Consider the following 25,578-nt stretch of genomic DNA (forward strand, 5'->3'; position numbering starts at 1 on the left):
GCTTCAGGCCGTGTTGATTTTTAAAGGCACCAGAGGTTCTTTCGGTTCAAGGCCAATCCGTGAACGGATAAGGTCGAAAGGGTTCAGGCCCGAAAGTTCAATCAGGACATCCGTTTTCTCCCGGGGATACTTCCAGGAACCATCTTCTATCGACCGGACTTTGTTTTCAAAATCATCCGGGGTTGGCAAACATATCTCCGGCACATTCCGGAACATGCTTGGATGTCCGTCACGTGGCGCAACTTCGTCATAGACGTCATACATGAAAGTACAGAGGCCAAACCCGATGGCTTCAGCGATCACTGTCGAATCGTTTGAAATGGCATATCTGCCTCTGAGCATCAGCTGATAACTGTCGTCCCGGCTCTCCACCATGTTATCCGGTCCGGTTTCAATGGCGCTGGTGAAGATATCTGCCGTGCCATGCGTGAACTGACTTTCCTTGATCTTGCAGATTACCCTGCGATCCGGAAAACGGCGGGCGATATCCTGCACTGCCTCGATATAGCGATCAGCCTGCAGATCGTGAGACATATAAGCGATGATGTCATTCGGACGCTGGTCTCCGAGGCGATGCAGCAAGTCACGTGGTAACCCGATCGATCCGATACCGACGATCCCGGTATCGGGCGAGAAACTGCTGGCATAGAAAGTTTCGAAGAATTTTCGTGTGAACGTAAAGTACAGATCAAAATCAAGATAACGGAACACCGGCGAGATACGGTTCGTTGTCGGCAGGCCATGGCCGATCCCCAGCGACCTGACACCAATGCGGCGTAATTCGCCGGTCCGGATCACATGCTCGCCATTGTAATCATCACGCGCCAGAAAGTTTTTCAGTTCAAACCGGTTGAACAGTGCCCGAAACACGATGCGCCAGTGTACCAGCGTTACGATCCGGCGATATAGTGACGGTGAATGCCCGCCAAACCGGCAGAATATCCGTGTCTGGTCACGCAGCAGCAACCACAGCATCCCCGGCAACTGAACCAGCGGGATAACCCCGTCCGTCACCAGACAGTGATCCATACTGCCGATTCTGTCCCGGTACAGATCCTGAAACTGCTGTGTCCGGAAGACGATCAGACACTCACTGTCATCATTCACCATCTCGCGGGTGACATAGAGATGGCGCAGCACCTGCAGCAGATCAGCACCCAGAAAGTAAGCCTTCCGGACTGGCTGGCGGAGGACCAGATGACGCAGCATCCAGACAACCGAAAACAGAATACCCGACAGCCAGACCCCTGCATTCAGCAACCTGCTGCCTTGCCACGGACGGGGAGCCGCGAAGGTGACTGGCCTGTCTGAATAGGCTTCGACGAATGCTTTCAGTTCGGGAAGCAGTCCAAAAACACGGTCTGCAGGATCAAGATCACGCAACGCCAGCACCAGCCAGTGAAGATCAGCGTAATGGGTACAGATTCTGTGACGTGCGGCCTGCGCATAATCCGGTATGCGTTTGTCCAGGTCACGCATACCGAAGAAGGCCTCCTGCGCCGGCTCCAGCTTCATATAGGCGTCGGTATAAAATCCGTAGGCCTCAACGCCACCCTGCTTCTCCTGAAACCTGACCCAGTCCGGATGAATATCAAAGGCATCACCGGTCTTGCCACGCACTGTCAGCCAGCCGCAAAGACGGTTCATCCAGCCCCGGTTCGCTCCGACCAGCGGCCAGACAGACAGTACAACCGGCGTCCTGCCAGTGAAGGCCAGATAAAGCAGCCGCGGCACCAGCAGTTCGTTCAGGATGAAATAATCACGGGTCATAAAGTCAGAATCTTTTTCATCCAGAGGGGCAACCAGAACCGGCTGGTCTGCATGTTGAATTTCTTGATCGCTGTAACGGCCGCCTGAACCTCGTCGCGCTGCCACCAGTCCTCAAAGGTTGCGGCCCGTTCATTGAGCGCCTGCGCTGCCTCCTGCCCCGTATCGAACAGCAGACCGACACGCCGCAATTCATCAAACATCGGCTTCGCATCTTCATCGATCGGCCAGTGCAGATCTTTCCAGAAGCCAATAACCGGCGTTCCGGCAACCAGCGCCTGATAGAATGTCAGACCGGGATGGTCGACCACCATCACGCGACAGCTTCGGGACACCCGGTAAAATTCCAGCTGCTCCGATATCTGCCGGACCCCGGGAAATTCCTTCCGGAAATAATCGGCGTCCCGCGCCGCATGATCGACTTGCCGGTAGGGACGGTACAGCAGATCTGATGCCAGATCTGCCGAAACAGACCGGATGAACCCTGCCCGGTCAGCCCGGCGGTCATGACAATGCAGTTCGCCATTCGAGATCAGCCGGGTCGGGAGAAACGGCACAATGCTCGACACCAGCAGAATGGCATTGCCGGATCTTCGATGACTGTTAAGCCAGGGTGCAAGCTGCGGTGCCGGGAAAGGTTCAAACCGCCCGGCATAATCGCCATGCCGCCGCCATCCCCAGGTCAGGAAAGCATGCTGATTGTACTCGATCATGCTCCCGAGATTATAGGCCCGGGCGAGACCGTAATTGCAGCCATGCTGAAGGTGAATCAGTCCTTCACCCTGATCAATCCGGTGCGCAACCTCAAACAACCTGTCCGCCGACATCTGATAGGAAATTGTCTTGATACTGAGCCGTCCCCTGCGGGTCCGTATCTTCCGGGCGGCAGCATCGTTACGCGCAAACTCATCGCCGCAGGGAAGCAGCAGAGACTGTTCCAGCACCCTTACCAGATAGTCATAAAATTTTTCACCGACCCTCTCTCTGAGGGCTGGATCGAATCTGGCCCTGTGGCTGTGAATTTTTTTCCTCGCCGGAATAACTTCAAGCCAGAGATTCAAGATGGCATGCGCTGCGGCACTCAGCAGTTTAGTCGTCAGATTATACTCGCTGCCCATATTGCCGATCTCACAGCGCCCGAGCTTCACGGTCTGGTAAATACGTTGCAGCCGCGAAAAATTTTGCCCGTTATCCGCCGCCTCATCCCGGGTATCTACCGGTGAATTCTGACGCAAGACCCGTTGCCCGCCGACCGTTTCCAGAGCCAGGGCCAGCAGCCATGCGTTATATCGCCGATCACAAATACCACGGCGGTACATATCGCCGATACTGGTAAACCGCCATGTTGTCTCCCCGGGCGGCGCCATCACTGAGAGCTTGTCTCCCTTCGCCTGTCGCAGCAGATATTCAGCCTCCTGATAACGCATCCACGCCATCTGAACCGTCTCCAGCACCCACCGGATCAGCAGCAAATACCAGAATTCCGGTGATCGGTCAGATCCATGTCGTTCCTTCAGCCGCTCGGCAAAAAGAGCTGTCAGACTCTCTGCGATTTCTCCGGTCAGACTGTCTGCACCGGCGATTTCTTCAACTGTCGTGACCGGAATGAAGAATTCGTAATCTTCCCAATCAGGCCATGCCGCTTCCTGACCGGCCAATATCCATGGCCCGGGAATCAGATCAGTAGCCGGGTCAAAATCATCCGGAATGATGTCGCAGATAACCCGGCGGACCTTCAGCCCTGTCTTGGCAGACTGAGTATTTGACGCCACCTTCAGCATCCAAGCCTGACATGATGATAGAGCCTCAGCTCCGCGCCAAAACTGAGTTTGAAATAGCCACGCATCGGACTGTTGACACCTTCGAGGTCAACTTCCCTGACGTCTTTCGCAAGAGCACAGAATGCATCCCACAGCACAGCCGTGCCGGTGTGACCGTCACGCAGGGCAGGGTCGTTCGCACCATAGAGATAGTAAGCGCGACGTGCATCCAGACCAAAGACAGCGATACTGCCGGGCTGTCCGCTTGCCGTTCGAGAGACAAACATGCGCAAAAGCCCTGCATCGGCCAGAGCGGCCATAGTGCCGGACACTTCCTTCGTTGTTGGCTCCGGCGTCAGTCCCTGACGTTCGAAAACAGCCTCGTAGAATGATTCGAACAGGCCGAGATCAACTTCTTCAACAGTCGTTACGCCGGCCTTGGCCGCATATCTGATTTCCTGTCGGCGGCTTTTGTTTGCCAGTTTGTAAACCGGGTTATCATTCAGAGGGCCGGCTGCATCCGCGCCTGTTATATCCAGATAGGCAGTATAGCGCAGGTCACAGTCATATTTAGGGCCATCAGACCCGTAATTATGCCACAGGAATGGACGAAGATCGGGTAAATCGGGGTGTGTTGACAAAGCAATCGCAGAAAACTTTTCCGGCAATTCGGCAGCGATAAAACTCAGTACCCTGAACTCTTCCGACAAAGCCTGGGCCCGGTTCTGCTGAGGATCCGGACCTGCCAGCATCGGACCACTGTGAATGACAAGCTCGTGCAGATCAGTACGCGCATCCGATGTTTCCATCAGCAGAACAGCTGCCTTCGGCTCATTTTTCTTGAGAACATAAAACGGCCGGAAACAGCCCGTCAGAGCCGACAGAAAAACCTGCTGACAAAACAATGTGCCCTGAGGTGAGCTATCGACAAACTGGTCCCAACTGTCATCCAGTTGAGCCGCTTCGAGACGATAGTCCGTCAGGTCCATCATGCCGCCGCGATAGAAATTCTTGGTATCTGCGCCGCTCATTTAGATAACTTCGTCTTCCGTTTTACAGCAGGCTTTCGGGCACCTACCGGTCTCGCCGGAGTACCAGCCAGGCTGACGTCACTGACATCTATCTCACCGGTGCAGACCGAATTCGCCCCGACCTGTGTATAATCACCCAGCTTGCAACCACCGATTGCAATAGAACCGGCCCACATGGTCACATGATTACCTAGTTCAGGTACTCTGCCCCGCCTGTCTGAGCCGATTGTCACGTTCTGGTAAATTCGACAGAATTCACCGAGTTTGGCATTGTCATGGATGACGATGCCGCCGTAATGAACAAATTGCAGTCCGGCACCGGCTTCGACGGTGATGGGCATTTCAATGCTGAAAAAAGCGCAGTTCAGCGTATGCCAGATACGCGCGGGTATCAGCAACGCCCGCCGCCACAGGCTGTTCCCGGAAGCGAGTGCACGACATATACGATAGGTAATGTTGACCGACAGCTGAGGTTGCGTCACCCAGCTGTTGAACCAGCCTTTATTATAATAGACGAGCATATCAACCCTGAGCCGCTCAAGCTCGGAATTCCGCGGCATTCTCTCCGTCAGCACATCATTCAGTGTTGTTATCGCAACCCGGGGCGCCGAAGCACTAATCCATGTCTGAATCTCGCGAAAGGCAATGGATGCAATGATAACGATCGTTTCCGAGCCCAGACCGCGTAAATAGTCCGGCTTGTGAACATCTTTTCCCAACAGCTTGTCTTCACTGTAGTAGCTGTCGACAAAGCAATCTATACGATCACCCAGCAGGCTATAAGCCGTCTGTCCGCTTGAACCGGTCCCCCAGACAATAACATTCTTATATGCGGAAAAACCGGCACTTATGTTTTTTTTGGTTTTGGACCGGTACACTTCACTCATCCTCCGGTTCGGCATCGCCTGCATAAACAAAGCGGCGACCGCATATCACCGTCTGCAGGCGGTTTTTATAGGAGGGGGCATGAAAGCATCGAATCCGGTATTCCAGTTCAGCCGCATCAATATCTGCTGGAATCTGACAGATCTTGATAAAATCAGCACGCTTGCGATATCGGTCCGCAGACCATTGCCGGTCAATGGGTTCAAGATTGCCCGCGAGGATATCGTCCAGCCGCCTGAACAGTAATGCCAAAGCCATATTTTCGGACTGCCGGTCAATATCAGCTGGCAGACTGTCATCCGGAAGCTTCTTCTCGACCACGTCCAGAATAGCACCGGCATCAACTTTCCGCGTCATTCGGTGCAGTGTCGCCCCGGAAACAAAGGTACCGTCATAAATCGTCCAGTGCTGCGGATCCTGTCCGGGATGCTGTGGTGTCGACGGATGGATGTTATAGGCCTGTTTCGTTCTTGCGAGATGCTCATCCCGGAAGACAAAAGGGTTAAGAAAAGAGATAATAATGTCCGCTTCCGGCGCTTCCGCATTATAGGCGTCGCGGGCAGCCTGATCGGTCAGCGAGAACCGCCGCCATTCAACATCACCCCGGAGACCGGTACATCCGTCGAATGCGGCGTCAGAAATCGCTTTGTTTCCTGAAAAGAAATGAACCTTCATTTCGCTATCTCCCCTCGCCTGTTTCCAGCAACAGTCCGTTCTCGGCAAGAGCCGGTATATGCTCTGCCAGACGCGCGACCGTTGAGTCGTTTCGCTCGGCAATTTCAATCAGGTCCGTGTTGCCGTCAGCATAGGCCAGCAGGGCCATCCGGTCGTAAAGCGCGGTTTCCTGATGCGTCCGGTCACCCAGATTCGGATAAAGGCCGCGTGGGCCCAGTTGCGGTTCACAGGGAACTGTTGCCCGATAGGTCCGGTTGGCTTCCAGTGTCGTGATAATCTCGACATACAGGTCATAAGAAGCCTGCATATGTTCCGGCCGGACAAAATCAAGGTCGTCCAGTGACGTATGATATTCCGGATAGTCGTGATATTTCGAGCGCAGGACAGAAGCCACCGGCAGTTCAACACCGGGCGAGCAATACTGCCGCTCGTCACTGGCCCGGCGGGCATAGGTCCAGTGCTTGAACGGCTCTTCCCGTGAGTTCAGCACATGCAGAGCCGCCCGGTCTGCCAGAGTATCCCCGGTACGACTTTCCAGAAACGTCGCCTGATCCGGACCGCCGACGCAATTGACCACATATCCGGCACGCACATTGCGGCGCAATGTTTCCAGGTGACGGCTGATATAGGCAATCGAGCCGATGGTCTCCGGCACAATGACAATGCGATAGCTGTAGCGCCGCTGTGGCAGATCCATCAGATAACGCGCCAGCCAGGTTGTCAGTACCGGGCCGGAAAGTTCGTTATTCGCCATCGACGGATGGCAGGAATAACTCGACAGCAGAATTTCCTCGTCACTGTCGCCGGGGATCAGAAGATCGGCGTAAGTGAGGCTGCCCGCATCATCCAGCGTCGTATCAACAACCGCCCGATAGGTATCTTCCGGCATCTGGTCGAGCTGCTTCTGGGTCAGACAGAATCCCCAGTAGCGGCGGTAGTAGGATGTAACATAGGGAATCGCATCCGGCAGGTCGGGCAGCGCGTGCAGATGTTCTTTCAGTTCCGTCAGTGACAGGGTCACATCCACCGGTTCGCTGTAGCCGACCAGATGCAGGTTGTTGACCTGAAAATCGATGACCCGTTCACCGGCGGAATTTTCCACCCAGGCATCCCGCACGATCCATTCCGGCGGCACCGTCCAGTCAAAGCATTTTGTACCGCTGGGGACTTCATGCAGGGTGAAAGGCACGAAATCCGCAAACCGTGACAGGGTCTGGCGCAGCCCCGGGCCGGTCAGACTGCGGCAGATTGGAAACAGTTCCGTCATCAGCGCGTGCATCGCTGTGCCTGCGTTATCGGTCACATCCGTCATCCTACTGGCCTTTGGCCGCATCCAGCCGCATGACACGGCTCAGGGAACACACGATCCGCAGGTTTGATTGCAATGCCCTGCCAAATCTGGGGCGATCAACACGCCGGTTGCCGCTGACCGGGATTTCATGAAAGCGGGTTCCCCGGCGGATCGACTGAACGGCAAGTTCCGTTCCGACACCACCGACATGGTCGAAACCGCCATTCTGGCGATACAGATCAAGATGGTATCCCTTCATGCCGCACAGCGCGTCAGAGACACCGTAACGCCAGCGGAACAGCAACCCCATGATGCTTTCGGCAAGACGCTGGCGACGCGGACGAACCCCCAGAACCAGTGGTACATCCTCATCAATCAGCAGGCGCCTGAATTCACCAAGCAGGGCCGGGTCATGTTCGCCATCCGCATCCATGGTCACGACGGCCTTCGCGCCGGATTCACTGGCGGCAGCACAGCCGTCACCCAGACTGGCCTCGTAACCGCAGGAGGTTTCATGGCGTACAACCACGGCCCCTGCCGCACGGGCGACATCACCTGTACCGTCGCCTGATCCGTCATCGACAACAAAAACCTGACCAAATGCCGTTGCCGCCTTCACAACCGGACCGATGGTCGCTGCCTCGTTCAGTGCCGGAATTACGATGGCGAGTTCAGGTCGGTCCATCGAAGATGGTCTCCTGCTGGAATGTCCCGGGTCGCAGTCCGCCCGACCACATCAGGCTGCCGATAAGGGGCCAGGCCATCTTCCGGACAGGGACGCAAGGCTTCCAGATGGTCATCCGTCAACACTGTTCCTGCCGGAATATCCGTTTTCGCCCGCAGCGCCCGCCGCTGAATGACAACAGTTTCCTGTTCATTCGCCTCAACCCGCTTAACGCCGTCACCGAGTGCATATTCCAGCTCGCGCGTGCGGTCGATCATCTCGCGCCATGTCGCCGGATTCATGGCGAAATGGTGGTCAGGACCAACCCGGCTGTTATCGTCAGTGTAGTGTTTTTCGACGATCCGGGCGCCCAGCGTCACCGCCCCCAGCACTGTCGCATGGCCGAAAGTATGATCGGACAGGCCGAGCACCATACCCGGCCAGTGCAGGGCATAGCTGCGCAGCACATTGAGATTGATGTAGCGATAGTTCTCCAGATCACCGGTGTAGTTGGTGTTGCACTGCATCAGGCAGATCTGGCTGTTATGCTGCAGGATCGTCTCCACCGCGCCCTCGACTTCCGCCATCGAGGTCGCCCCCGTCGCCAGCATGACCGGCTTGCCTTTCGACGCGATGCGCGCCAGCGAAGCCGGCCAGGTGATATCACCCGAGCCGACCTTGTAGCCGGGAATGACGTCGGCGAAGGCATCGATGGCTTCAAAATCGTAGGGCGTCGTCATGAAATCAATACCGGCGTCCCGACAGGTCTCAACCAGCATGTCGGTCCAGTCGCGGGGGCAGTGATACTGCTCATAGACTTCATAGACCGATTTTTCCCAGGTCGACTGGTGGCTCTGCTGTCCGCCCATGTTGCGGAAGCCGTAATCCGAGACGATATCCTTGGCCAGAAAGTGCTGGAACTTCGCACAGTCCGCACCCGCCTCCTTGGCGGAATAGATCAGCGCCTTCGCCCGTTCCGGGTCGCCGTCATGATTGGCCGCCAGATCAGCAATGAAATAGGTCGGCTGATCCGGCGCAATTTCACGGTTGCCCATCTTCAGGCTGGTATCATATCGCATTGCGCTGTGCTCCTGCTTCAATAATGGCATCTAGAACTTCCGGCAGGTCCGGCATCGGATATCCCAGCAGGCTTTCAGCCTTTGACACATCCAGCCCCAGACTTTCGGCCCGCCGTACCGGCAATTCCGACACGCTGCCGGTTCTGGCCTGCGTCAGGCGGCGACCAAGCCGGCTCGCAAGTTCTTCAATCAGACGTTTCTTCGAATACACATCCCGGGAGCCGATATTGAAGAGACCCTGCGCACCGTGATCGGCAAGGTCGAAAATCGACTGCGCCGCATGATCAACATCAATCGACGAAACAAAGGAATCATCAAATAATGTTACCGGACGATCCTTCAGAATGATATCCAGCGCCCATTCGGTGAAGGTGGGTTTCGTCCATCCCCTGAAACCAAGGATATTGGTGCGGACAACCAGTCCCTCCGCCTGCGCCATGACCATCGCCTCTCCGGCAAATTTGGTCCGGGCATACTCATTCAGGAAACAGACCGGATCAGTCTCGGAATGCCGTCTGTCACCGTCACCGGAGAAATAGTGATCCGTCGAAATATAAATCGGCCGGGCCCCGGTCCGCGCGGCATGTTCAGCTATCACCCCCGGCGCACGAGCATTGATGGCCCAGGCCCTCTCCGGTTCCTGCTGGCACTGCCCGATATCGATAATCGCGGCCGCATTGATGACCACCGCCGGGCGTACCCGGTCAATCACGTCACCAACCGACGCATCATCGCTGATATCAACTGTGGCATCCGCGCCATGTCGCGCCGCCCCCGTCACGGACAGCCCGCGTGCAGCAGCGGCAGAAACCAGCGCCTGACCAAACAGGCCGGTCGAACCGAATATCAGAACATCTGTCACGTGGCGGCTCTCGGCCAGAGCGCCGGATTGACCACGATGTCAGGCGGTGTTTCGAGATTGCGGATCATCGAAATGAATTTATCAGGCAAGGCCTCATCTTCAAACAGGGCGAGATTGCGTTGCAACTGCATGCCGTCATCGCAACCGATCACCAGCCTGACATCCGGAAAACGTTGCCGGACATAGCCCACTGATGCAGTCAGCGGATTGACCCCGTTCAGCCGGCAGATATCGCGAACGCCCTGCAACCAGGGCTGCATGAACGCCAGTCTTTCCGGAGTCTTCAGCGGGTCTGCCAGCAACAGTCCCTGCAGGAAGACACTGCGGACATGAACTTCACAGCCAGCAGCAATCGCTTTATCCATCAGGCCGCTGGTTTCCAGCCCCCGGTCCAGCAGGTTGAATGGCGCCTGAATGATGTCGATACCATCTGATTCCAGCGCCTGCCGGAATTGGTCCTGAGTATAGACCGAAACACCAATACGCTGTGTCAGTCCGGCGTCCTGCGCATCACGAAGTCCGGCACCTGCTCCGTCATTCCAGTCATAAACGACAGCCGGGTCATGATACATGCAGCCATAAAGCGGCTGCCCCAATTGTCTGACACTCTCCTGACAGGCGACAAGCACAGCCCCCCGGTCGCGATGATCAACGTCGGGGGAGATCTTCGAGATGATGCTGAACTGCCAGTCCGGGTTTTCACCCAGCACTTGTCCGATGATTTCCTCGGACCGGCCATAAGCCTGCGCCGTATCCAGCATCTGCACACCAGCCCGCGCCGCCGCAGCCAGCACTTCACGCCCGTCCGCCGGCGCATCATGGGCGTTGGTTGCACCGTAGGTCATCCCGATCTGGACAGTACCCAGCACGAAGGCCGGGCTCGCACCAGACAGCATCAGGCGTCCTTACCCGACGCTTTCAGCATCTCGCGCAGTTCATCAGAAGTCAGAATCCAGGGATTGGTTCCCGAATTATATTCGAAATCGTCAGCAACCGCCTTCCCGCCTTTCTCCTCTGTGAACCCCTTGCGGCTCCAGAACTGGAAGTTCGGCTCAATGACGTAATAATCTTCAAATTCGATGGTGTTCCGGGCATCTTCCAGCGGCACCATGACCTCATGCAGCTTCTCACCCGGGCGAATGCCGACATTCTCGATACCGCAATCCGGCAACATCGAGCGGGCAAGGTCGACCACATTCATGGAGGGCAGCTTCGGCACGAAAACTTCCCCGCCGATCATCCGCTGCAAACTGTTGAGCACAAAATCAACGCCCTGCGGCAGGGTAATCCAGAACCGCGTCATCCGCGGGTCGGTGACCGGCAGGGTTGTCGCACCTTCATCAATCATTTTCTGCCAGAAGGGCACCACGGACCCGCGACTGCCCATCACATTGCCATAACGGACAACAGAGAACCGCGCGCCGCCCTTTCCGGACAGGTTGTTCGCCGCAACGAAAATCTTGTCCGATGCCAGTTTGGTCGCCCCATACAGATTGATCGGATTGGCGGCCTTGTCGGTCGACAGCGCCAGAACGGTTTTGACACCGGTATGAAGTGACGCATTGACGACATTTTCGGCACCGTGAATGTTGGTCTTGATACATTCAAACGGGTTGTATTCTGCCGCCGGCACCTGCTTCAGCGCGGCCGCATGAATGACGACATCAATACCACGCATTGCCATTTCCAGACGGCTCTGGTCGCGGACATCACCGATGAAATACCGCATTGCCGGAAACTTTGATTCCGGGAATTCCTGCTGCATTTCAGATTGCTTCAGCTCATCCCGGCTGAACACCACAAGCCGTTCCGGCTGGTAGTTGTCGAGGACACGTTTGACGAAGGCACGACCGAACGAACCGGTCCCGCCAGTGACAAGAATATGCTTATCGTTGAGCATCTATTACCATCTGCAGATTATCAAAAGGATGTTGTGAACGTCAGGCAGGCATGAAGCCGCAGGCATCATTCCCCGGCGGCGGCGGTCAGATCAGGTTTTTCAACCTGCTGGTCCTGCCGGAAACCATAGGAGGCACCATACAGCGCGGCTTTGTCTCCCTGACCGGGAGCGTAGGCAATACCCCGGCGCCGGTTGGCTGAGGTAACAACAGCGAAGGCCCGCTGATACTTGTCATTCACTGATTCATCACGGTTCCAAAGCGCCCGGTAGGCGTCTATTCCACGAATGTTCAGCGCAAAATCAACCGGCTTTTCCAGCTTCAGGTCCGTCAGCTTGTCCGCATAGTTGCCGGCGATCCAGGCCATGATATCGAAGGGCGATTCGATCAGCAGGGTTTCATCAACCGGCGTGTCGGCAGGGATGAAGGAATCCAGAACGATCTGGCGCACAACTGCAAGTTCCGCCAGGAAGTCTGCCGGAACCTCACCGCCATTTCGCTCCCGCAGGATCTCAAGCCCGGTGGCGATGGCTTCATCGACACAGGCTTCGAAATGACCATTCTCGAACAGACCGATGATCAGTTTGTCTTCCAGCACATAAATGCCCATCAGCGGCTCGTCTGCGGCCATCTTCCGGCGGACATATTCGACAACTTCTTCCGGCGTATCGTGCAGAAACTCACGCATGCCGGTTTCAAACTCGACCGACATCTTGTGCAGGATCGGTGCTTTGTCCTCGGTTTTGGCGATATCCAGCAGGATTTCAGTCGAGCGGACACCATGGCATTCAAACAGGAACAACAGCTCTTTCAGATAGCTGCGGAAATGGGCGAAATCGAACAGGGCGATGAGCCGGTTACCAAGGAAATATTCTTCCTCGGTCATCGTATTGTTTTCAATGACCCATTCATCAATCTCGATGTTCTCCATGTCCGGATGCTGGGTGTAACCGTTCTCGGACATCGAGAACATGGTCCGGACACCATATTTCGCGCGGTCTGCCGGGTCGTCCATCTCCGACCCCTTGAGGACACGAAGCTGGTTCATCGCAATTGATTCGAAGCGGAAATCCAGCAGCTTGTCGATGGAGGACAGATAACTGTCGAGGCTTTCCCCAGGCAGGGCAAAAATCAGTTCCGAAACCAGCGTGAGATCATTCTCGCGGGCATACCCGATAGCCGAGGAAACCACGCCGTCCTTCAGGTTGATCCGCTTGATGTTCTGCAGCACGTCATGGGTTGCAGACTGATAGCTGATATTGAACGGCATCATGTCGCGCAGCATGTTCGAGATATGCTTCACACGCTCCGTCGGATGCTTGTCCGTGTAGATGGAAACGGAATGCGGGAAGCCGGTCCTCTGACGGGTATCCATCAGATATTCGGCGATCTCCACATCCCGGTGCAGAATGCCGAAATTCTCATCCGCAAATCGCATGTAGCGGTTCTTTGCCCGCTTCTCGATATAGTCGATCTCATCGCGCACCCGGTCCATATCGAAGGCTTTGACTTTCGACCAGGTATCCTTGCCGGAAACGCAGAAGGTGCAGCGGTAAGGACAGCCACGGGCTGTCTGAATGATCGGCAGATAGTCGATATCGTCGAGAAAGTAATCCATCATGCCGCCCAGATAGGGCGACGGAATATTGTTAATGTCATCCTCGAACCGGGTGATAACCGAACCCACGGGCTGGCTGAAATCCGGGTCAACGGAAATACAGCCCTCGACAACCGAGCCCCGGACCTTTTTCGCATCCCCGAGACTGAGAAAAGCCTCGATAATATTGGCCGTCGGACCTTCACCTTCGTTCGGCATGTAGAAATCGACCTGCCGGTTCGAAAGGATTTCCTTGTTGGTGATATGCAGATTCTGGGACACATCCGGTCCGCCAACGGCGATCAGCGCATCCGGAAAGATACGGCGCACATAGGAAGCGGTCTTGAGCGTCAGCTGCGTATTCCAGGAATAGGATCCGAAGGCCACCATATCGGGCCGGTAATCCTGCATCGCCTCATGCATTTCCTCGAACTTGCGAAACTGATGAATGGTGATGGCATCACCGAAACGATGCTTCAGATAAGCCGCCACGAACCCCATACCAATCGGCACTGAATTACGAATATACCGATAGTAGGAATTCTGCAGATCAGCGAGGAAAATGCGCATGTTTCGTACCTTGTGTCATATCGCGCGAAAGCCTGATTCCACGCATGCTACCGCAGTGCAGGTGAAAACGCACCTACACGATTACAGCACTGCCGAAACAATTCCGATCGCTCAGCTTTCGAGCGCCAGCGCTCCGGCATTCATCCGCACCCGTACCTGCCGACCGAGAAAGTCCATCAGCAGGGTAACGCGTGCCTGGTCGTCTTCTGCGTCGAAAACGGCGCTGAGTTCTTTCAGCGGGCCTTCTTCGATACGCACCTTTTGCCCCCGGTCCATTGGCCGGGCGGCAATCTCGATATATCCGTCAGCGTTCTCCCGCGACCGGATGTCATCAATGACCTTTTCCTTCAGCGGCGCCGGGCGCCCACCGTCGCTTACGATATGCAGCACACCGACCGTAGAGTTGATCGCCCGCCAGCCGCTTTTTGCCCCGTCGATTGCAACAAACAGATATCGCGGAAACAGCGGCTGTTTGACGATATCGGTCTTTCGGGCATGCCGGCGCTTTTTCAGATAGGTCGGCAGATAAACGCTGTAGCCCTGCCGCAACAGATGAAAAGCGGCCTTTGCTTCGGCCCTTGGCTGGGTATGGACGGCGAACCACTGCAACATGCGCCTACTCCGCCAGAACCGGCTGGCTGCGCGTCACATGCAGCAGAGGCGGAGTGAGAATACGGTCGTCGGCAACGTCCGCACGCAGACGTTCAAACATCTGCTGTGGCGCTGTCATGTCCGCAACCAGAATCACATCAAAAGCCGGCGCCTCCGCAAGGCATGACACAACCTGATGTCCAAGCATCACCTGACGTTCAGAATCCGGGTCAATGATGGCGACAACATCGAGGGCAAATTCACGGGCACAGAGATCTGCAATTTCACAGAGATCACCTGACCCGGCGATCAGTATCCTGCGCCGTCCCGATTTGTAGCATTCTGCCAGCAGCGCCAGACACTGGTCCTTGGCGGCGCGGAAAAAACTCAGGGACTGGGTGAGATAGAAGGTCGTCAGCCGGCTTTTCTCTGCAAACCCCTGCGGCGTCAGATAATAGGCATATCGCTTCGCCGGAATTTGCTGAACCTTGATGAATCCCTTTTTCACGCACCGTTTCAGATAGGCATTTGCCAGTCCGAGTGCGACGCCAAGCTCGGTCGCAACAGCGCGCTGCGTGACATTGCTGTCCTGCTCAACCGCATTGAGCAGGCCAAGCGTCAGGGCAGTTTCCTGCAGATCGGCGGTTTGCTGGCTGTCTTTGACGTTCATGGTATGAACAGATATCGCGTTCACGGCATGAACGTCAAGCTTTCACCATCCCGGAAGCTTGAGCCGGGGCTGTCCCGTCCAGTCCGTGTGACCACGCCGGACAGGGTCGTCATCAAAAGCGGCCGGATAAGCACATCCGTCTTCTACCAGCCGGACAATGATTACCATTTCATCAACTGCGGAAGACTGAGCCAGTGTCCGCGACATTTTCCGCTGTGTGCGGCTGAGATGAACAATCTTACCACAACCATCCCGCAACAGCTTCATCACCAGTTGATGAAACCGTCCGATACCCGACCCCTCAACACCCAGGCTATCCACATCCTCGTACAGCACCAGGACAGAGCCATTGCCATCATCGCGAACAGAGAAAGCCGGATTGTCGATCAGATGAAACAGAATATGTGTGGCACCAAGTGCAGTGAGGTCTGACAGAAAGCGGCGGGGGTCGGTATCGTTCTGACCATTTGAAACCAGCCGCTCCATATCGCTGCTGATACGATAGAAAGGCTGACCCAGATAGAAGTTGTTGCGGCGTTCCATCAGAACCAGCAGATCATCGTCGGTGAAATTCTCTGCCATCCACTGAATAGCGTCATAATCGAGCAGATCCTGCTGTAATGCAGCGGCCCGGTCTGATCCGGAGATGATATATCCGGCGGTCGCCCGATGGAAAAAGGCCCAGCCACCGGCCTGAATTCCGGCAGACAACAGCAACACCAGCCCCAGCAGCGCACAGGCCGGCCGGGACTGGCATGCCCGGTGTGCCGCCACCCCCAGGATAAGCATGACCAGCGGAATAACCGGCACCAGGTGCCGTACCCGCTGCGAGGCACCGAAGAACCACCAGAGAATATAAAACAGCAGGACGATACCGGAGAAGATGAGCCCCAGCCGGGCAGCTTCCGACCAGTTCGCCGCAGAACGGAGAGTACCCTGCCTGCACCACCGGATTGCGGCAACAAGACTGATCGGCAACAAGGCAAACAACGCCGGACCAAGCCCGGTCCGGTCAGCTTCAAACCCGGGGTTTGTCGCCATGAAGACATGATAGGGATAGGTAATCAGCCCGATAAAATCGCCTGGCAGGACAGCCTCACTCTGCAGGATGCGCTGACTAAATTCAGCCGCATGACTGGCTCCCCAGTAGGGCGGGCCGGCAAACATCGGAAACAGCGGCGTTCCGGTTTCAAGCCAGAGCCAGCCATACCACTGACCTCCGGCAATCAGTCCGGCGACAGCAGCGGCGGCAATCCATGAGGGCCGGCGCAGCACTGCGACAAGCATCAGACCTGCCGCTGCCGCATACAGCAAACCGGTGAATTTTGCAGCCGCAACACCGCCGCATAACAGACCTGTCAGAACCGCACGGCCAATTGTCGGGTTTTCCCGCATCGAAAAAATCAGAGCGGCAGCCGCGAACGTCAGAAGAGCAATCCGTGTCTCTACCTGTCCGGCGCTGAGACCATAAATAACAGCAGGCATCGTCAGGAAAATCAGTGCCAGGGCACCGGCCATCCAGCGGCCACAGAGCGGGCGGGCAACACCGTAGATCAGCAAGACCAGCACCCAGACAATCAGCTTCGCCGTCGCAAGCATGGCGAATTCGCCACCCAGCTGCAGGGGCAGGGCATAGAATGCCTGAAACAACAGAGGCGCCGCACCGTCGACAGCGCGCGGTATCAGAAACAGCTCACCACGCGCCAGAAACTGCAGCGGCAGGGCAAAATGATAGGCGTTACTGTCAGCATCGAATACCGGCATTGATGCCGCCAGCATATCAACCGCAAACAGCACCATCGCAATCGCAAGCAACGGCCAGATACCCTGAAGATCTGACCCGAGATCATGGACCAGTATCCGCCATTGCAGGGTCGCACAGAGAATGCCCGGCAACAGAAGGCCGGCGAACCAGATCGCCGAAGTGCTGCCCGCAAGCAGCAGCCAGAACATCATCCATCCGAGGAAAACCAGACCAACCGCAATACGCAGGGCAAGGCCGGTTGCCCCAGCCTGCAATCCGGTTTTCAGCAGACGCCCGAGGAAATCCCCGTACCCTGCGGCAGCCGTAATGATCAGCAAACCAACGGCAAGTCCGGCGAAGTTCGTCATTGAAGGCCCACCAGTTGCAGGGCCCGTTCAATCAAATCCCGGAACCGGTAGAGATAGATCGCAATGATTGCCAGCCCCGCCACAAGGGCGATCACTTCGGCAGGGCTGACTGTTTCTTTTGGAGGACCGGACTTCACCATCCGGGATCAGTAATCGACATCCGTTTTTGATGCAACGAAGACGATCTCGCTCAGTTCATCGAGTTTGCCGAGCTCCCCGGTAAAGGTCGTCGGTTCGACATCCTTTTTCAGCACAATGTCGAAGGTCACTTTTTCGCTCATTCCGTCACCGGAACCTTCAACATGCAGCAGTTCAGAACGCTTGGCGTATTTAGCCAGCACGTCGCTGTATCGCCGTGCCGTGCCCTCATCACCCGACGGCTTGCGGAACCGCAGGATAAACTCGCTTTTGTACAGGCTGCCATAATTCGTGAAGTCGAGCACCAGTGAAGCGACCGCCAGAAAGCCGGTACCAAACAGGGCAAGGAAGTAACTGGACGTGCCAGCCGCCATGCCCGCTGCCAGTGCCATGAAGATGTAGGACATATCCTTCGTGTCCTTCACCACCGACCGGAAGCGAATGATCGAGAGCGCACCGACAAGCGCGAAGGCGCGGGCCAGACTGTTGCCGATCACCATCATCACAATGGCAACAATGGTTGCCACAAATACCAGCGTGATCATGAAGGACTGAGAATAACTCATGCCCTTGTGGGTATATTTGTAGATCGAACTGACCACGATACCGAGCAGAAATGCCAGGCAGATATTCAGAACAATCTCGGTCGACGAGTAAACGACGAAGGAACTCAGGGCGTCAACAAGCGCCGAGCTATTTGTTCCCTGCATATCAAAACCTCTATTTGTTATTCGAGACGGGCTGCCAGGCCATTGATTTCCATGCCCCGGCAGAATTTTGAAATGGACAGACGGCGCAGACCATATGCCTGAACTATACGATGAAACCAAGCCGGTATTCGACGATTGAACTTGATCTCGACGATTGTCCGGCCGGGCTCTGCGAGCTTCCAGGGCGGTGTCGCATCCGGAAACAGCTGACCGGTCGCTGCCGACCGAAGTTCAGAATCAAAGGTTACGCGGAAGTTCATATCATAGTCGCTGACATAGGGGCGGCGGATATAATCAACCAGCACAACCGGCGACAGCCTGCGACGCAGCGATGAATACAGGAAGGTTTCCAGGAATTCCGTATCCTCCTGCCCCTGCGGAATGCCGCCAAGCAGATATGGATCCAGGAACGATCCCAGTTCCTGACGGGCAATCCGGGCCCGGCGTTTGTAGACGCGCTGATTATAGCGCCCCTTCATCTCCAGAAAGATCGGTGTCTGGCCATCATCGTCATGAACATAAGTTCTCAGACGGTATTTCCGCCGGTCAAGCTGGCCATCGATTTTCTCATAATAATGGGTGCGTTCCTGATCGTCGAAATAGAGGGACCGCACGATATAGGAATTTTCCATCTCGCTATGGGCAAAGCCGTCATAACGCATGAAATTCGATATCTCGCTCTCAACCTGTTCACGCATGTCCGCATCCAGGAGATACTTGAACTCATAGCGAGAGAATTCCTCGACCGTCCCCCGCCGCATGATATCCGGGGCCATTATCGCGTTCTTCCCTGAGGTAAAATGGACATGGTACCGCCTACTGTCCGGCCGTTTTCGGAGCATCAAAAATCACGGCACCCTCGGTTGTCACCGGGCCGGCAAGCGTTCCCTTGCCAACGGTGATCCGTGATTTCACATCCGCAGAGAACCTCCCGGCTCCCCCCTCAGCCCTGAATTCGGAATTCTCGCTCATGATCTCGCCGCCATTGGCATAGCGCCAGTTCTTCTGATAGGCCGACAATTGCAAGCGGTTGCCTGCAAAGCGGCTGTTTTCGATCCGGGCAACTGAGCCGTCTTTGGACTGCACGCCGATTTCATTATCTGTAAAGTCGACATCCACAATCCCGGCTTTTGACCCTTCACCGACTGAAACACCCTTATCCCCGCTTCCTGCCAGTCTTATCCCACGGATAACCGCATCCGATGACATCAGGTCAATCGCGTCATTCCCGCTGCGTTCGATGACACCACCCTCAATTGTCACCCTGGAAATATCGATGTCGATGGCATCGGACAGAGCGTTTTCCATGGCGATGTCGCGGATCATCACATCCCGGGAATAGATGATGTGAATCATGTCATCCTCAACTGCATTATCCGACAAACGCAGATGATCGAGCAGGATGTCAGAGGTATCATGGATTGAGAGCATCGCAATAAACCGCGACAGCCCTGCCCGTGAGCCCGTGCCTCCGGACAATGTCACATGATGCAGTTCAGATCCGCTGGCTGCCGCCCCCTGAATCGCGACCACTCCCCAGTTGCGGCCCGGCTTGTCTGATCTGAATTCAACAGGTGCCGTCTCCGTACCGGCCATTACTGTGCGGCCCCGCAAAATCAGTGACGCACCTTCAGCCATTCGTATTGTCGTTCCGGCCTCGATACGGACCGGCCCCGTCTCAATGCGGACATCTTCAATCAGCAGATCGCCCGAAAGAACCGTTTCCGCCACAGGCGCAGACGGGATAACCGGATAGTTCTGCCGGTTCGGGGTCTGGCCTTCCGCTGTACTCGCCGGAATATCAACCGGGTCATCTGCGCCGAGCAAAGTCAGCGATGACACGCGCAGGGACGGCTGGTCGAACAGCAGCCTGAATTCTGCCGCCACGACCATCGGTGTGCTGCCGTAATTTTCCTGAATGGTCTGCCGGACACCACCGACCCGGTTAAAGTTCCCGGCAAACCGGGCATCAAGCATCAGGGAATTACCCGTCACCGTGACCGGCAGTTTCATATCTTCTGCATCAATATCACCGGAACCATTGCGATCCCAGTACACCGACGGAGGCGCATCCGTATCCACGGCGCCCTCCACTTCAAGACGGAACGGCCCCGCCCCGCCGACACTGCCGCTGACGACCGCCAGCTGCCCCGGTGCCGACTGCCACTGAACCGGCTTCACCGCAGCCAGCCGCCGCTTCAGTTCATCCCTCACAATCTCATAGCCGTTGAGAAGATGATCAATTTCAGCAACCGCATCAAAGCCGAAATAAGACCGCGACCCAAGCGCCTGATAGACAGCCGAATCGCGGGACAGCGACATCTGCAGGGCGTCTATTCCGTCACGCATCTCGGTGATGGTTTGATCAAGGCAGCCGCTTTCCAGCATGTCCTTCAGCGCTGCCATCGTCGCGGTACGGAATTCCGGATTACGCTCCAGCCGGTCCAGAATACCGAGACGGCTTCCTTCATGGAAAAAGGTCACATCATCCGGCTTTTCCACCCGGGTCGCCTGAGGGTCAATCGGCAGTGGCAGAACCTGCCCCTTCCAGATATCGACAACAAGGCGGTTATTATGCAGGGCATCATATGAATGCTGCGCCAGAATTTCATAGGCTGCAAAGCGGGCCCAGTATGACCAGTCGACAATTTCACGCAGCCGCTCAAAGGCCACCTCACCGGTCAGCGCTTCCTGCGTGGTCTTCATGACATAGTCCAGGTCGGACATATCGGCGTCAACGTCCCGCGCACCCGAAATCAGCGTGTAATTGTTTACCGAATCCTTGCTCCAGAGCGCCGTATTGGAATAGAGGTCAAATTCCACCCCGTAACGCCGCTCGCTCATCCGCTGTTCCCCCTTGTACAGGTTAACAGGCATCAGCCCGTTATTTCGGAGGAAGTTTTCATCAAGCTGGTCAACAAGCGTATGAACGCCCCGGGTTTCCCCGTTCATCACCAGCTCAACCATACGGCTGTCACCGGCGATCAGCCCGCAGGCCCTGGCCAGCCGCAGATAGAAATGGGTATCAATGAATACCGGGTCCTGCGGCGAAATGAGATTGAATGACCGGACTGTCCCCAGCATACGTTCCTTGCTGGTCTTGATGCGCCAGGACTGCTTCTCGTAGAGCCAGTTAAAGGGGTTATCACCGCGATGACGGACCTGAACATTTCCCAGCGTGCCATCCGGAAACAGCATCTGGCCTTTTTTCCAGTTCTTGGCAGAGTTTGGCAGATCACTTTGCAGATTCTTGAGCCGGCGCTCGCTGACATACAGCCTGACCTGTTCAAGACCCGGTTTTGAGCCGCCAAACAGGGAAGCATCAATGGCGTTGATCGCTCCGTTCAGTCGAAAAGCGATGCTGTCGAGCGGTTCGATATACTGATAAAGCGACTTATGGCTGGCCGCCCATTCCCGATAAACATCGCGGACAAGTACCGCCGGAATGCTGAACAACGCAGCAACCAGCAGAAACACTGCCGCAATCGTCAGGGGCGACATCCGTTTCACGGGCGGCATCCCGGCAGATTCGTGAGCGCAGCACGGGTAACATCAACAAAAACCAGCGCCTTGTCGGCCCGGACCGGGCCCAGCTTCGGCCAGCCAATTCTCAGCTGATCGCCAAACTGGCCCGTCAGCATGACCCGGTTGTCATCCAGCACATAGCCACTCCGGCTCTGATAGACCAGGCCATCGCTGATCCGCGCAGTACGCAGACCCTTTTCCAGCAACACAATTTCCCGAATGGTCAGAATCACTGATGGCGCTGTCGCGAAATGCAGCATGAGCTCAGATAATTCCGCACCCTCTGTCATCTGGAATTCGAGAATATTTTCCGCTTCCGGAGTCAGGGCGTTGTACTCAATAAGATTTGTTGTTTCGCCAGCACCCGGAATTTCGGCAATCACCCGGCGCATGCCCACACCCGTTGCCAGGGGGTTAAACTGAAAAGGGTGAGACCCACCCGCAGTTGCCGTGCGATAACGACGGCACCATTGCGCGACAAGATCGTTATCATCCAGACGCGCAGCGGCCTGAATAGCTGCCCGGTAAATCATTTCATCCGTGGACATCAGTTCAGCAGCACGGTTCAGACTGTTCAGGGCTTCCGCCGGGCTTGCAGTGGCAAGGGCCTGACCCAGCCACATCTGCGGGCGATAGAGCTGGGGGTAACTGTCTGCAAGTTTACGCAGAAACGGTGCCAGAGCCTGCCGCTCGCTGTCCAGTGCTGCGGCCTGCATGGTAAAAGCCGTGTTCTCGATCAGGGCAGGCACCTGCACACTCTGATCGACATCATAGGACATCGACCAGCCGAGCTGCCGTTCGAGTGTCGCACCGGCAGATGAGAAATCACGCGTAACGACATCCCGGCGGAGCGTAAAGAAGGTCACAATTCCCGGAGCTTCGGAAATCACCCGAAAGGCCTGGTATCGCAGTCCCGGTGACAGAACCAGCGTCACGGTCACAAAGACCGGTACAGATAGTATAGCCAGAAGCAGCACAAGCCGAAGGTAACGTTTCAAGGCAACATTCATCCCGTTTTCACGCGCATCAAGCGGCGTCTCAATCCTCGTGTATTAGTCTTTGTTTCTTTTCTTTTCAATCAATTAACGCCCGCTGGAGCACCAGCTCGTGCTTACCCTGCGGTACCGGCAACCCGACAAAAGCAGCATTCACAGCAATCACTTCGGCAGGCATCCCGTCTACCAGGTAACGCCAGCCATGATCAATCGGCTCCGTCACAACCAACAGTCCCTGTCCGTTGCTTTCGACCTGCAGGACAATATCGGATGGCTGGCCGCTGACCCTGTGAATGATAACTTTTGATAACGCAGCAGAACCGGCTGCGAAATCGTTGTCCCGCTCAATTACGGCAAAATTATGTAAATCATCCGCAGGCTGCGCCAAAATCTGTCCGGCGGCCTCTGCCGCTGTGTCAGCAACCGCATAACGGGTCACTGAATAAACTGTCGGCAAGGCCTGTTTGTTGCGGAACGCCGCAAGGGCGGTATGCCCCGACAGGTTTGAGGCGATACTATGCTCAATTCGCTGTCTCAGATCATAGGAAGACCAGTCGTTCCATCCGGAAGCGGCTTGCGACACAAAAAACTCTTCCGGCAGAACCGTACGGCTGAAAACCCACTCGACCGATGTCAGGGCAAGAAAATTGCGCAGGGTCGCGGCCCGGTCTCCAGTCATCAACGCATCGTGCAGAAGCATCGTTGGCCCCAGCGAAGCGGACTGATACCCCATATCGTCACGCCCGACCTCGGGCAGCAGTCCTGCCGCCCGCATCAGGACCGCGAAGCGGTGCGGCAACCACTCCGTCCGTCCAAGGGAGGTTCTCAGACCATACGCTGCGAGAAATCCGTTCGGTTTGTCGAGAATCACCGAACGGGGAGGTAACGGCCCTGCCGCGACCGTCCGGGCAACCTCGCCAATCGCATGGTCGTGATAAAGCGCCCTGAAACTGCCATCAAGAACCCAGCTGCGAGCCGCAAATCCGTAGCTCTGCAAAGCAACAACCAGGGCAAACACAGCCAGCGGCGCATGAATCAGACGACCGGCCATCCTGTCACTCAGCCTTGCCGAAATCGCGGCACCATAGCGGGCTGCAAGTCCTGCCGCGGCACAACCCGCACCGAGATACAGTAACGGCATGACCGGTCGCCAAAGCTTCGGATGAAAATAAAGGCCGGGCATTTCAAGAAGGTCGAAGAGTACCCATTGCCAGATCACCGGGAAAACGATCTGAAGCGCCGCCAAGCCGAGAACAAGCCACAGCAGACGCCTGAATTTCCCGGTCACAGCCCGCAACAAAATCGCTGAAATTATCAGCCAGAAAGCAACACAGGTCGGATTTGTCTGCGGCCAGGGCCGGAGTTCAAACAATACCCTCGGATCGACATACTCAAACGCAAATTCAGCACCCATCAGCAACAGTCTGCCAGCCGGCTGGCGTTCAACAATCCAGCCCCGGTCAGATGTCGCTGTCGCCATGAGGAAATCCGCGATATCGCCGGTCCGGAAGCTGTAGATCGACAGAATGACAAGCAGGCAGGCCAGCACCCGCCATCGAAACCGGCCATCACCCAGCGTCAGGATAGAAATCGTCAGAACCAGCGCAGGAAACAGGACGAGGAATTTTACCGGCACCCACAAACCGAGGAGCAGGGCGGTCAGGACCAGAAGCAGCCCGCGCAAGGGCGTCGGCCTTCGTAGAAATTCCAGCGCCTGAAGCAGGACAACAGGCACAAGAGCAACAACGGAATATCCGAAATTACCGTTGATAATCGACGCACCGCCAATCAGGGACGCCAGCGCCGCCCATTCCGGAGACAGATCGAAATGACGTTCCGCCAGCAAATACAGGCTTGTTGCAGCGGCAAGTGTGAGACACAGCCAGTTCAGGCCATTCGCCAGCCAGCCTGGAAAAACAGCAAAAAGAAACAGCTGTGCCGGCGCATGGATGCCGATTTCGTAAAGACTGCCCCCCGTGGGAACAGCCGGCAGAAAGCCGTTCCCGAAGTAGCCAATATCGGATGCCGCCATCATGAAGTAGGGAACCGAGTAATCACCGATATCCCCAAGCACACCAACAACCGAAAACGGTCCCGCAATCAACCGGGGAAGCACAAGGGCTGTCAGAAAAAGCAGCAGGAACAGCAGCCAGCCTGAATGTCCACGGCCAGCAGAACCGGAAGATCTGATCGTCTTGTGATTAACCGCGGATTGACTTCCCATATGTCCGTCCCGTTCGATTATGACTCAGAGCAAGGGGAGCGGTACTCTTGGTCGCCCCGGAAGGCAAGGCGCAAACCACCGGCCAACTGGTCTTCCGGACATCGTTCCTCGACAATCTGTCACACGCAGATTATGCAGGATTGCAGGCTGGTCCCGGCCTGTTCCCGCAACAATCCAGAGAACCATGACCCCGGCCCTCTCCCGCAGTGATGTTGTCCGCGACCAGACAACCGGCAACCGCCTGGTTGTTATCGTCGCAACTGCCGCAATTCTGCTTTTTATCCTGGCGCTGAGCATGGTCCGTCCCGAGACAATGGAGACCGGCACAACAATACTGGTCGCCGGGACTATCTTTATCTGCCTGCTGCCCTGGCCACTCTGGCTTGCAGGGATCGAGAAAACCTCGGCACCGCTGTTTCCGGCATTTTGCACCTGTCTCGCCATCTATTTCGCGGCATCACCCTTCCTCGCCCCGCTTGGCTGGACCGACGGATCCGTCGTGCTTTATGAAATCGCCGAGGTGGGCCCCTTAAA

General features: G+C 56.1%; 22 protein-coding genes. 1 reads left to right on the top strand and 21 read right to left on the bottom strand.

Annotated elements, in window-relative coordinates; translation table 11 throughout:
- Positions 1 to 3: 3 nt before the first annotated feature.
- The 21 genes from GH722_04535 to GH722_04635 form a co-directional block, all read right to left on the bottom strand.
- A complete protein-coding gene (locus tag GH722_04535; protein MRG71025.1) occupies positions 4 to 1,770 on the bottom strand; it encodes a hypothetical protein in 1,767 nt (588 codons plus the stop codon).
- Entirely contained in the window at positions 1,767 to 3,548 is a 1,782-nt protein-coding gene (locus GH722_04540; GenBank protein ID MRG71026.1) for a hypothetical protein, read from the bottom strand. Before GH722_04540 ends, GH722_04535 begins: the two co-directional genes overlap by 4 nt.
- Positions 3,542 to 4,558, bottom strand: coding sequence for a GNAT family N-acetyltransferase (locus GH722_04545; GenBank protein MRG71027.1), 1,017 nt, complete (start codon positions 4,556 to 4,558; stop codon positions 3,542 to 3,544). Before GH722_04545 ends, GH722_04540 begins: the two co-directional genes overlap by 7 nt.
- Positions 4,555 to 5,475, bottom strand: coding sequence for a hypothetical protein (locus GH722_04550; GenBank protein MRG71028.1), 921 nt, complete (start codon positions 5,473 to 5,475; stop codon positions 4,555 to 4,557). Before GH722_04550 ends, GH722_04545 begins: the two co-directional genes overlap by 4 nt.
- A complete protein-coding gene (locus GH722_04555) occupies positions 5,438 to 6,118 on the bottom strand; it encodes a hypothetical protein (GenBank protein MRG71029.1) in 681 nt (226 codons plus the stop codon). Before GH722_04555 ends, GH722_04550 begins: the two co-directional genes overlap by 38 nt.
- A 4-nt stretch (positions 6,119 to 6,122) precedes the next feature.
- Positions 6,123 to 7,451 carry a DUF4910 domain-containing protein gene (locus tag GH722_04560; protein MRG71030.1) on the bottom strand — a complete coding sequence of 443 codons (1,329 nt, stop codon included), beginning with the start codon at positions 7,449 to 7,451 and terminating at the stop codon, positions 6,123 to 6,125.
- A complete protein-coding gene (locus tag GH722_04565) occupies positions 7,432 to 8,094 on the bottom strand; it encodes a glycosyltransferase (protein MRG71031.1) in 663 nt (220 codons plus the stop codon). The genes GH722_04560 and GH722_04565 overlap by 20 nt, the downstream gene beginning before the upstream one ends.
- The gene (locus tag GH722_04570; GenBank protein ID MRG71032.1) at positions 8,067 to 9,152 is read right to left on the bottom strand and encodes an N-acetylneuraminate synthase; all 1,086 of its coding nucleotides are present in this window, start codon (positions 9,150 to 9,152) and stop codon (positions 8,067 to 8,069) included. The genes GH722_04565 and GH722_04570 overlap by 28 nt, the downstream gene beginning before the upstream one ends.
- Positions 9,142 to 10,032 (bottom strand): sugar nucleotide-binding protein, encoded by an 891-nt coding sequence (locus GH722_04575; GenBank protein ID MRG71033.1) that lies wholly within the window; start codon positions 10,030 to 10,032, stop codon positions 9,142 to 9,144. Before GH722_04575 ends, GH722_04570 begins: the two co-directional genes overlap by 11 nt.
- The gene (locus GH722_04580; protein MRG71034.1) at positions 10,011 to 10,910 is read right to left on the bottom strand and encodes a hypothetical protein; all 900 of its coding nucleotides are present in this window, start codon (positions 10,908 to 10,910) and stop codon (positions 10,011 to 10,013) included. Before GH722_04580 ends, GH722_04575 begins: the two co-directional genes overlap by 22 nt.
- Positions 10,910 to 11,914 carry a UDP-N-acetylglucosamine 4,6-dehydratase (inverting) gene (gene pseB, locus GH722_04585; protein MRG71035.1) on the bottom strand — a complete coding sequence of 335 codons (1,005 nt, stop codon included), beginning with the start codon at positions 11,912 to 11,914 and terminating at the stop codon, positions 10,910 to 10,912. Before pseB ends, GH722_04580 begins: the two co-directional genes overlap by 1 nt.
- A 65-nt stretch (positions 11,915 to 11,979) precedes the next feature.
- A complete protein-coding gene (locus GH722_04590; protein MRG71036.1) occupies positions 11,980 to 14,079 on the bottom strand; it encodes a hypothetical protein in 2,100 nt (699 codons plus the stop codon).
- A 111-nt stretch (positions 14,080 to 14,190) separates the two neighbouring features.
- A complete protein-coding gene (locus GH722_04595; GenBank protein MRG71037.1) occupies positions 14,191 to 14,691 on the bottom strand; it encodes a transcriptional activator RfaH in 501 nt (166 codons plus the stop codon).
- A gap of 4 nt (positions 14,692 to 14,695) precedes the next feature.
- Positions 14,696 to 15,364, bottom strand: a complete 669-nt coding sequence (locus tag GH722_04600) for a winged helix-turn-helix transcriptional regulator (protein ID MRG71038.1) — start codon at positions 15,362 to 15,364, stop codon at positions 14,696 to 14,698.
- 18 nt (positions 15,365 to 15,382) lie between these two features.
- Complete coding sequence (locus GH722_04605) at positions 15,383 to 17,452, bottom strand: hypothetical protein (GenBank protein MRG71039.1); 2,070 nt, start codon at positions 17,450 to 17,452, stop codon at positions 15,383 to 15,385.
- Positions 17,449 to 17,592 (bottom strand): hypothetical protein, encoded by a 144-nt coding sequence (locus tag GH722_04610; GenBank protein ID MRG71040.1) that lies wholly within the window; start codon positions 17,590 to 17,592, stop codon positions 17,449 to 17,451. Before GH722_04610 ends, GH722_04605 begins: the two co-directional genes overlap by 4 nt.
- Before the next feature lie 6 nt (positions 17,593 to 17,598).
- On the bottom strand, positions 17,599 to 18,300 hold the full coding sequence (locus GH722_04615; protein ID MRG71041.1) for a DUF4956 domain-containing protein: 702 nt from the start codon (positions 18,298 to 18,300) through the stop codon (positions 17,599 to 17,601).
- 17 nt (positions 18,301 to 18,317) lie between these two features.
- Complete coding sequence (locus GH722_04620; protein ID MRG71042.1) at positions 18,318 to 19,142, bottom strand: VTC domain-containing protein; 825 nt, start codon at positions 19,140 to 19,142, stop codon at positions 18,318 to 18,320.
- Positions 19,117 to 21,819, bottom strand: a complete 2,703-nt coding sequence (locus GH722_04625; GenBank protein ID MRG71043.1) for a hypothetical protein — start codon at positions 21,817 to 21,819, stop codon at positions 19,117 to 19,119. The genes GH722_04620 and GH722_04625 overlap by 26 nt, the downstream gene beginning before the upstream one ends.
- A complete protein-coding gene (locus GH722_04630; protein ID MRG71044.1) occupies positions 21,807 to 22,823 on the bottom strand; it encodes a hypothetical protein in 1,017 nt (338 codons plus the stop codon). The genes GH722_04625 and GH722_04630 overlap by 13 nt, the downstream gene beginning before the upstream one ends.
- A 76-nt stretch (positions 22,824 to 22,899) precedes the next feature.
- On the bottom strand, positions 22,900 to 25,044 hold the full coding sequence (locus tag GH722_04635) for a hypothetical protein (protein ID MRG71045.1): 2,145 nt from the start codon (positions 25,042 to 25,044) through the stop codon (positions 22,900 to 22,902).
- A 47-nt stretch (positions 25,045 to 25,091) separates the two neighbouring features.
- Between GH722_04635 and GH722_04640 the strand changes: the two genes are divergently transcribed.
- Positions 25,092 to 25,232 carry a hypothetical protein gene (locus GH722_04640; GenBank protein ID MRG71046.1) on the top strand — a complete coding sequence of 47 codons (141 nt, stop codon included), beginning with the start codon at positions 25,092 to 25,094 and terminating at the stop codon, positions 25,230 to 25,232.
- Positions 25,233 to 25,578 lie beyond the last annotated feature (346 nt).

The sequence above is a fragment of the Alphaproteobacteria bacterium HT1-32 genome, from assembly GCA_009649675.1.
In the GTDB taxonomy this organism is placed as follows: Bacteria; Pseudomonadota; Alphaproteobacteria; order Rhodospirillales; family HT1-32; genus HT1-32.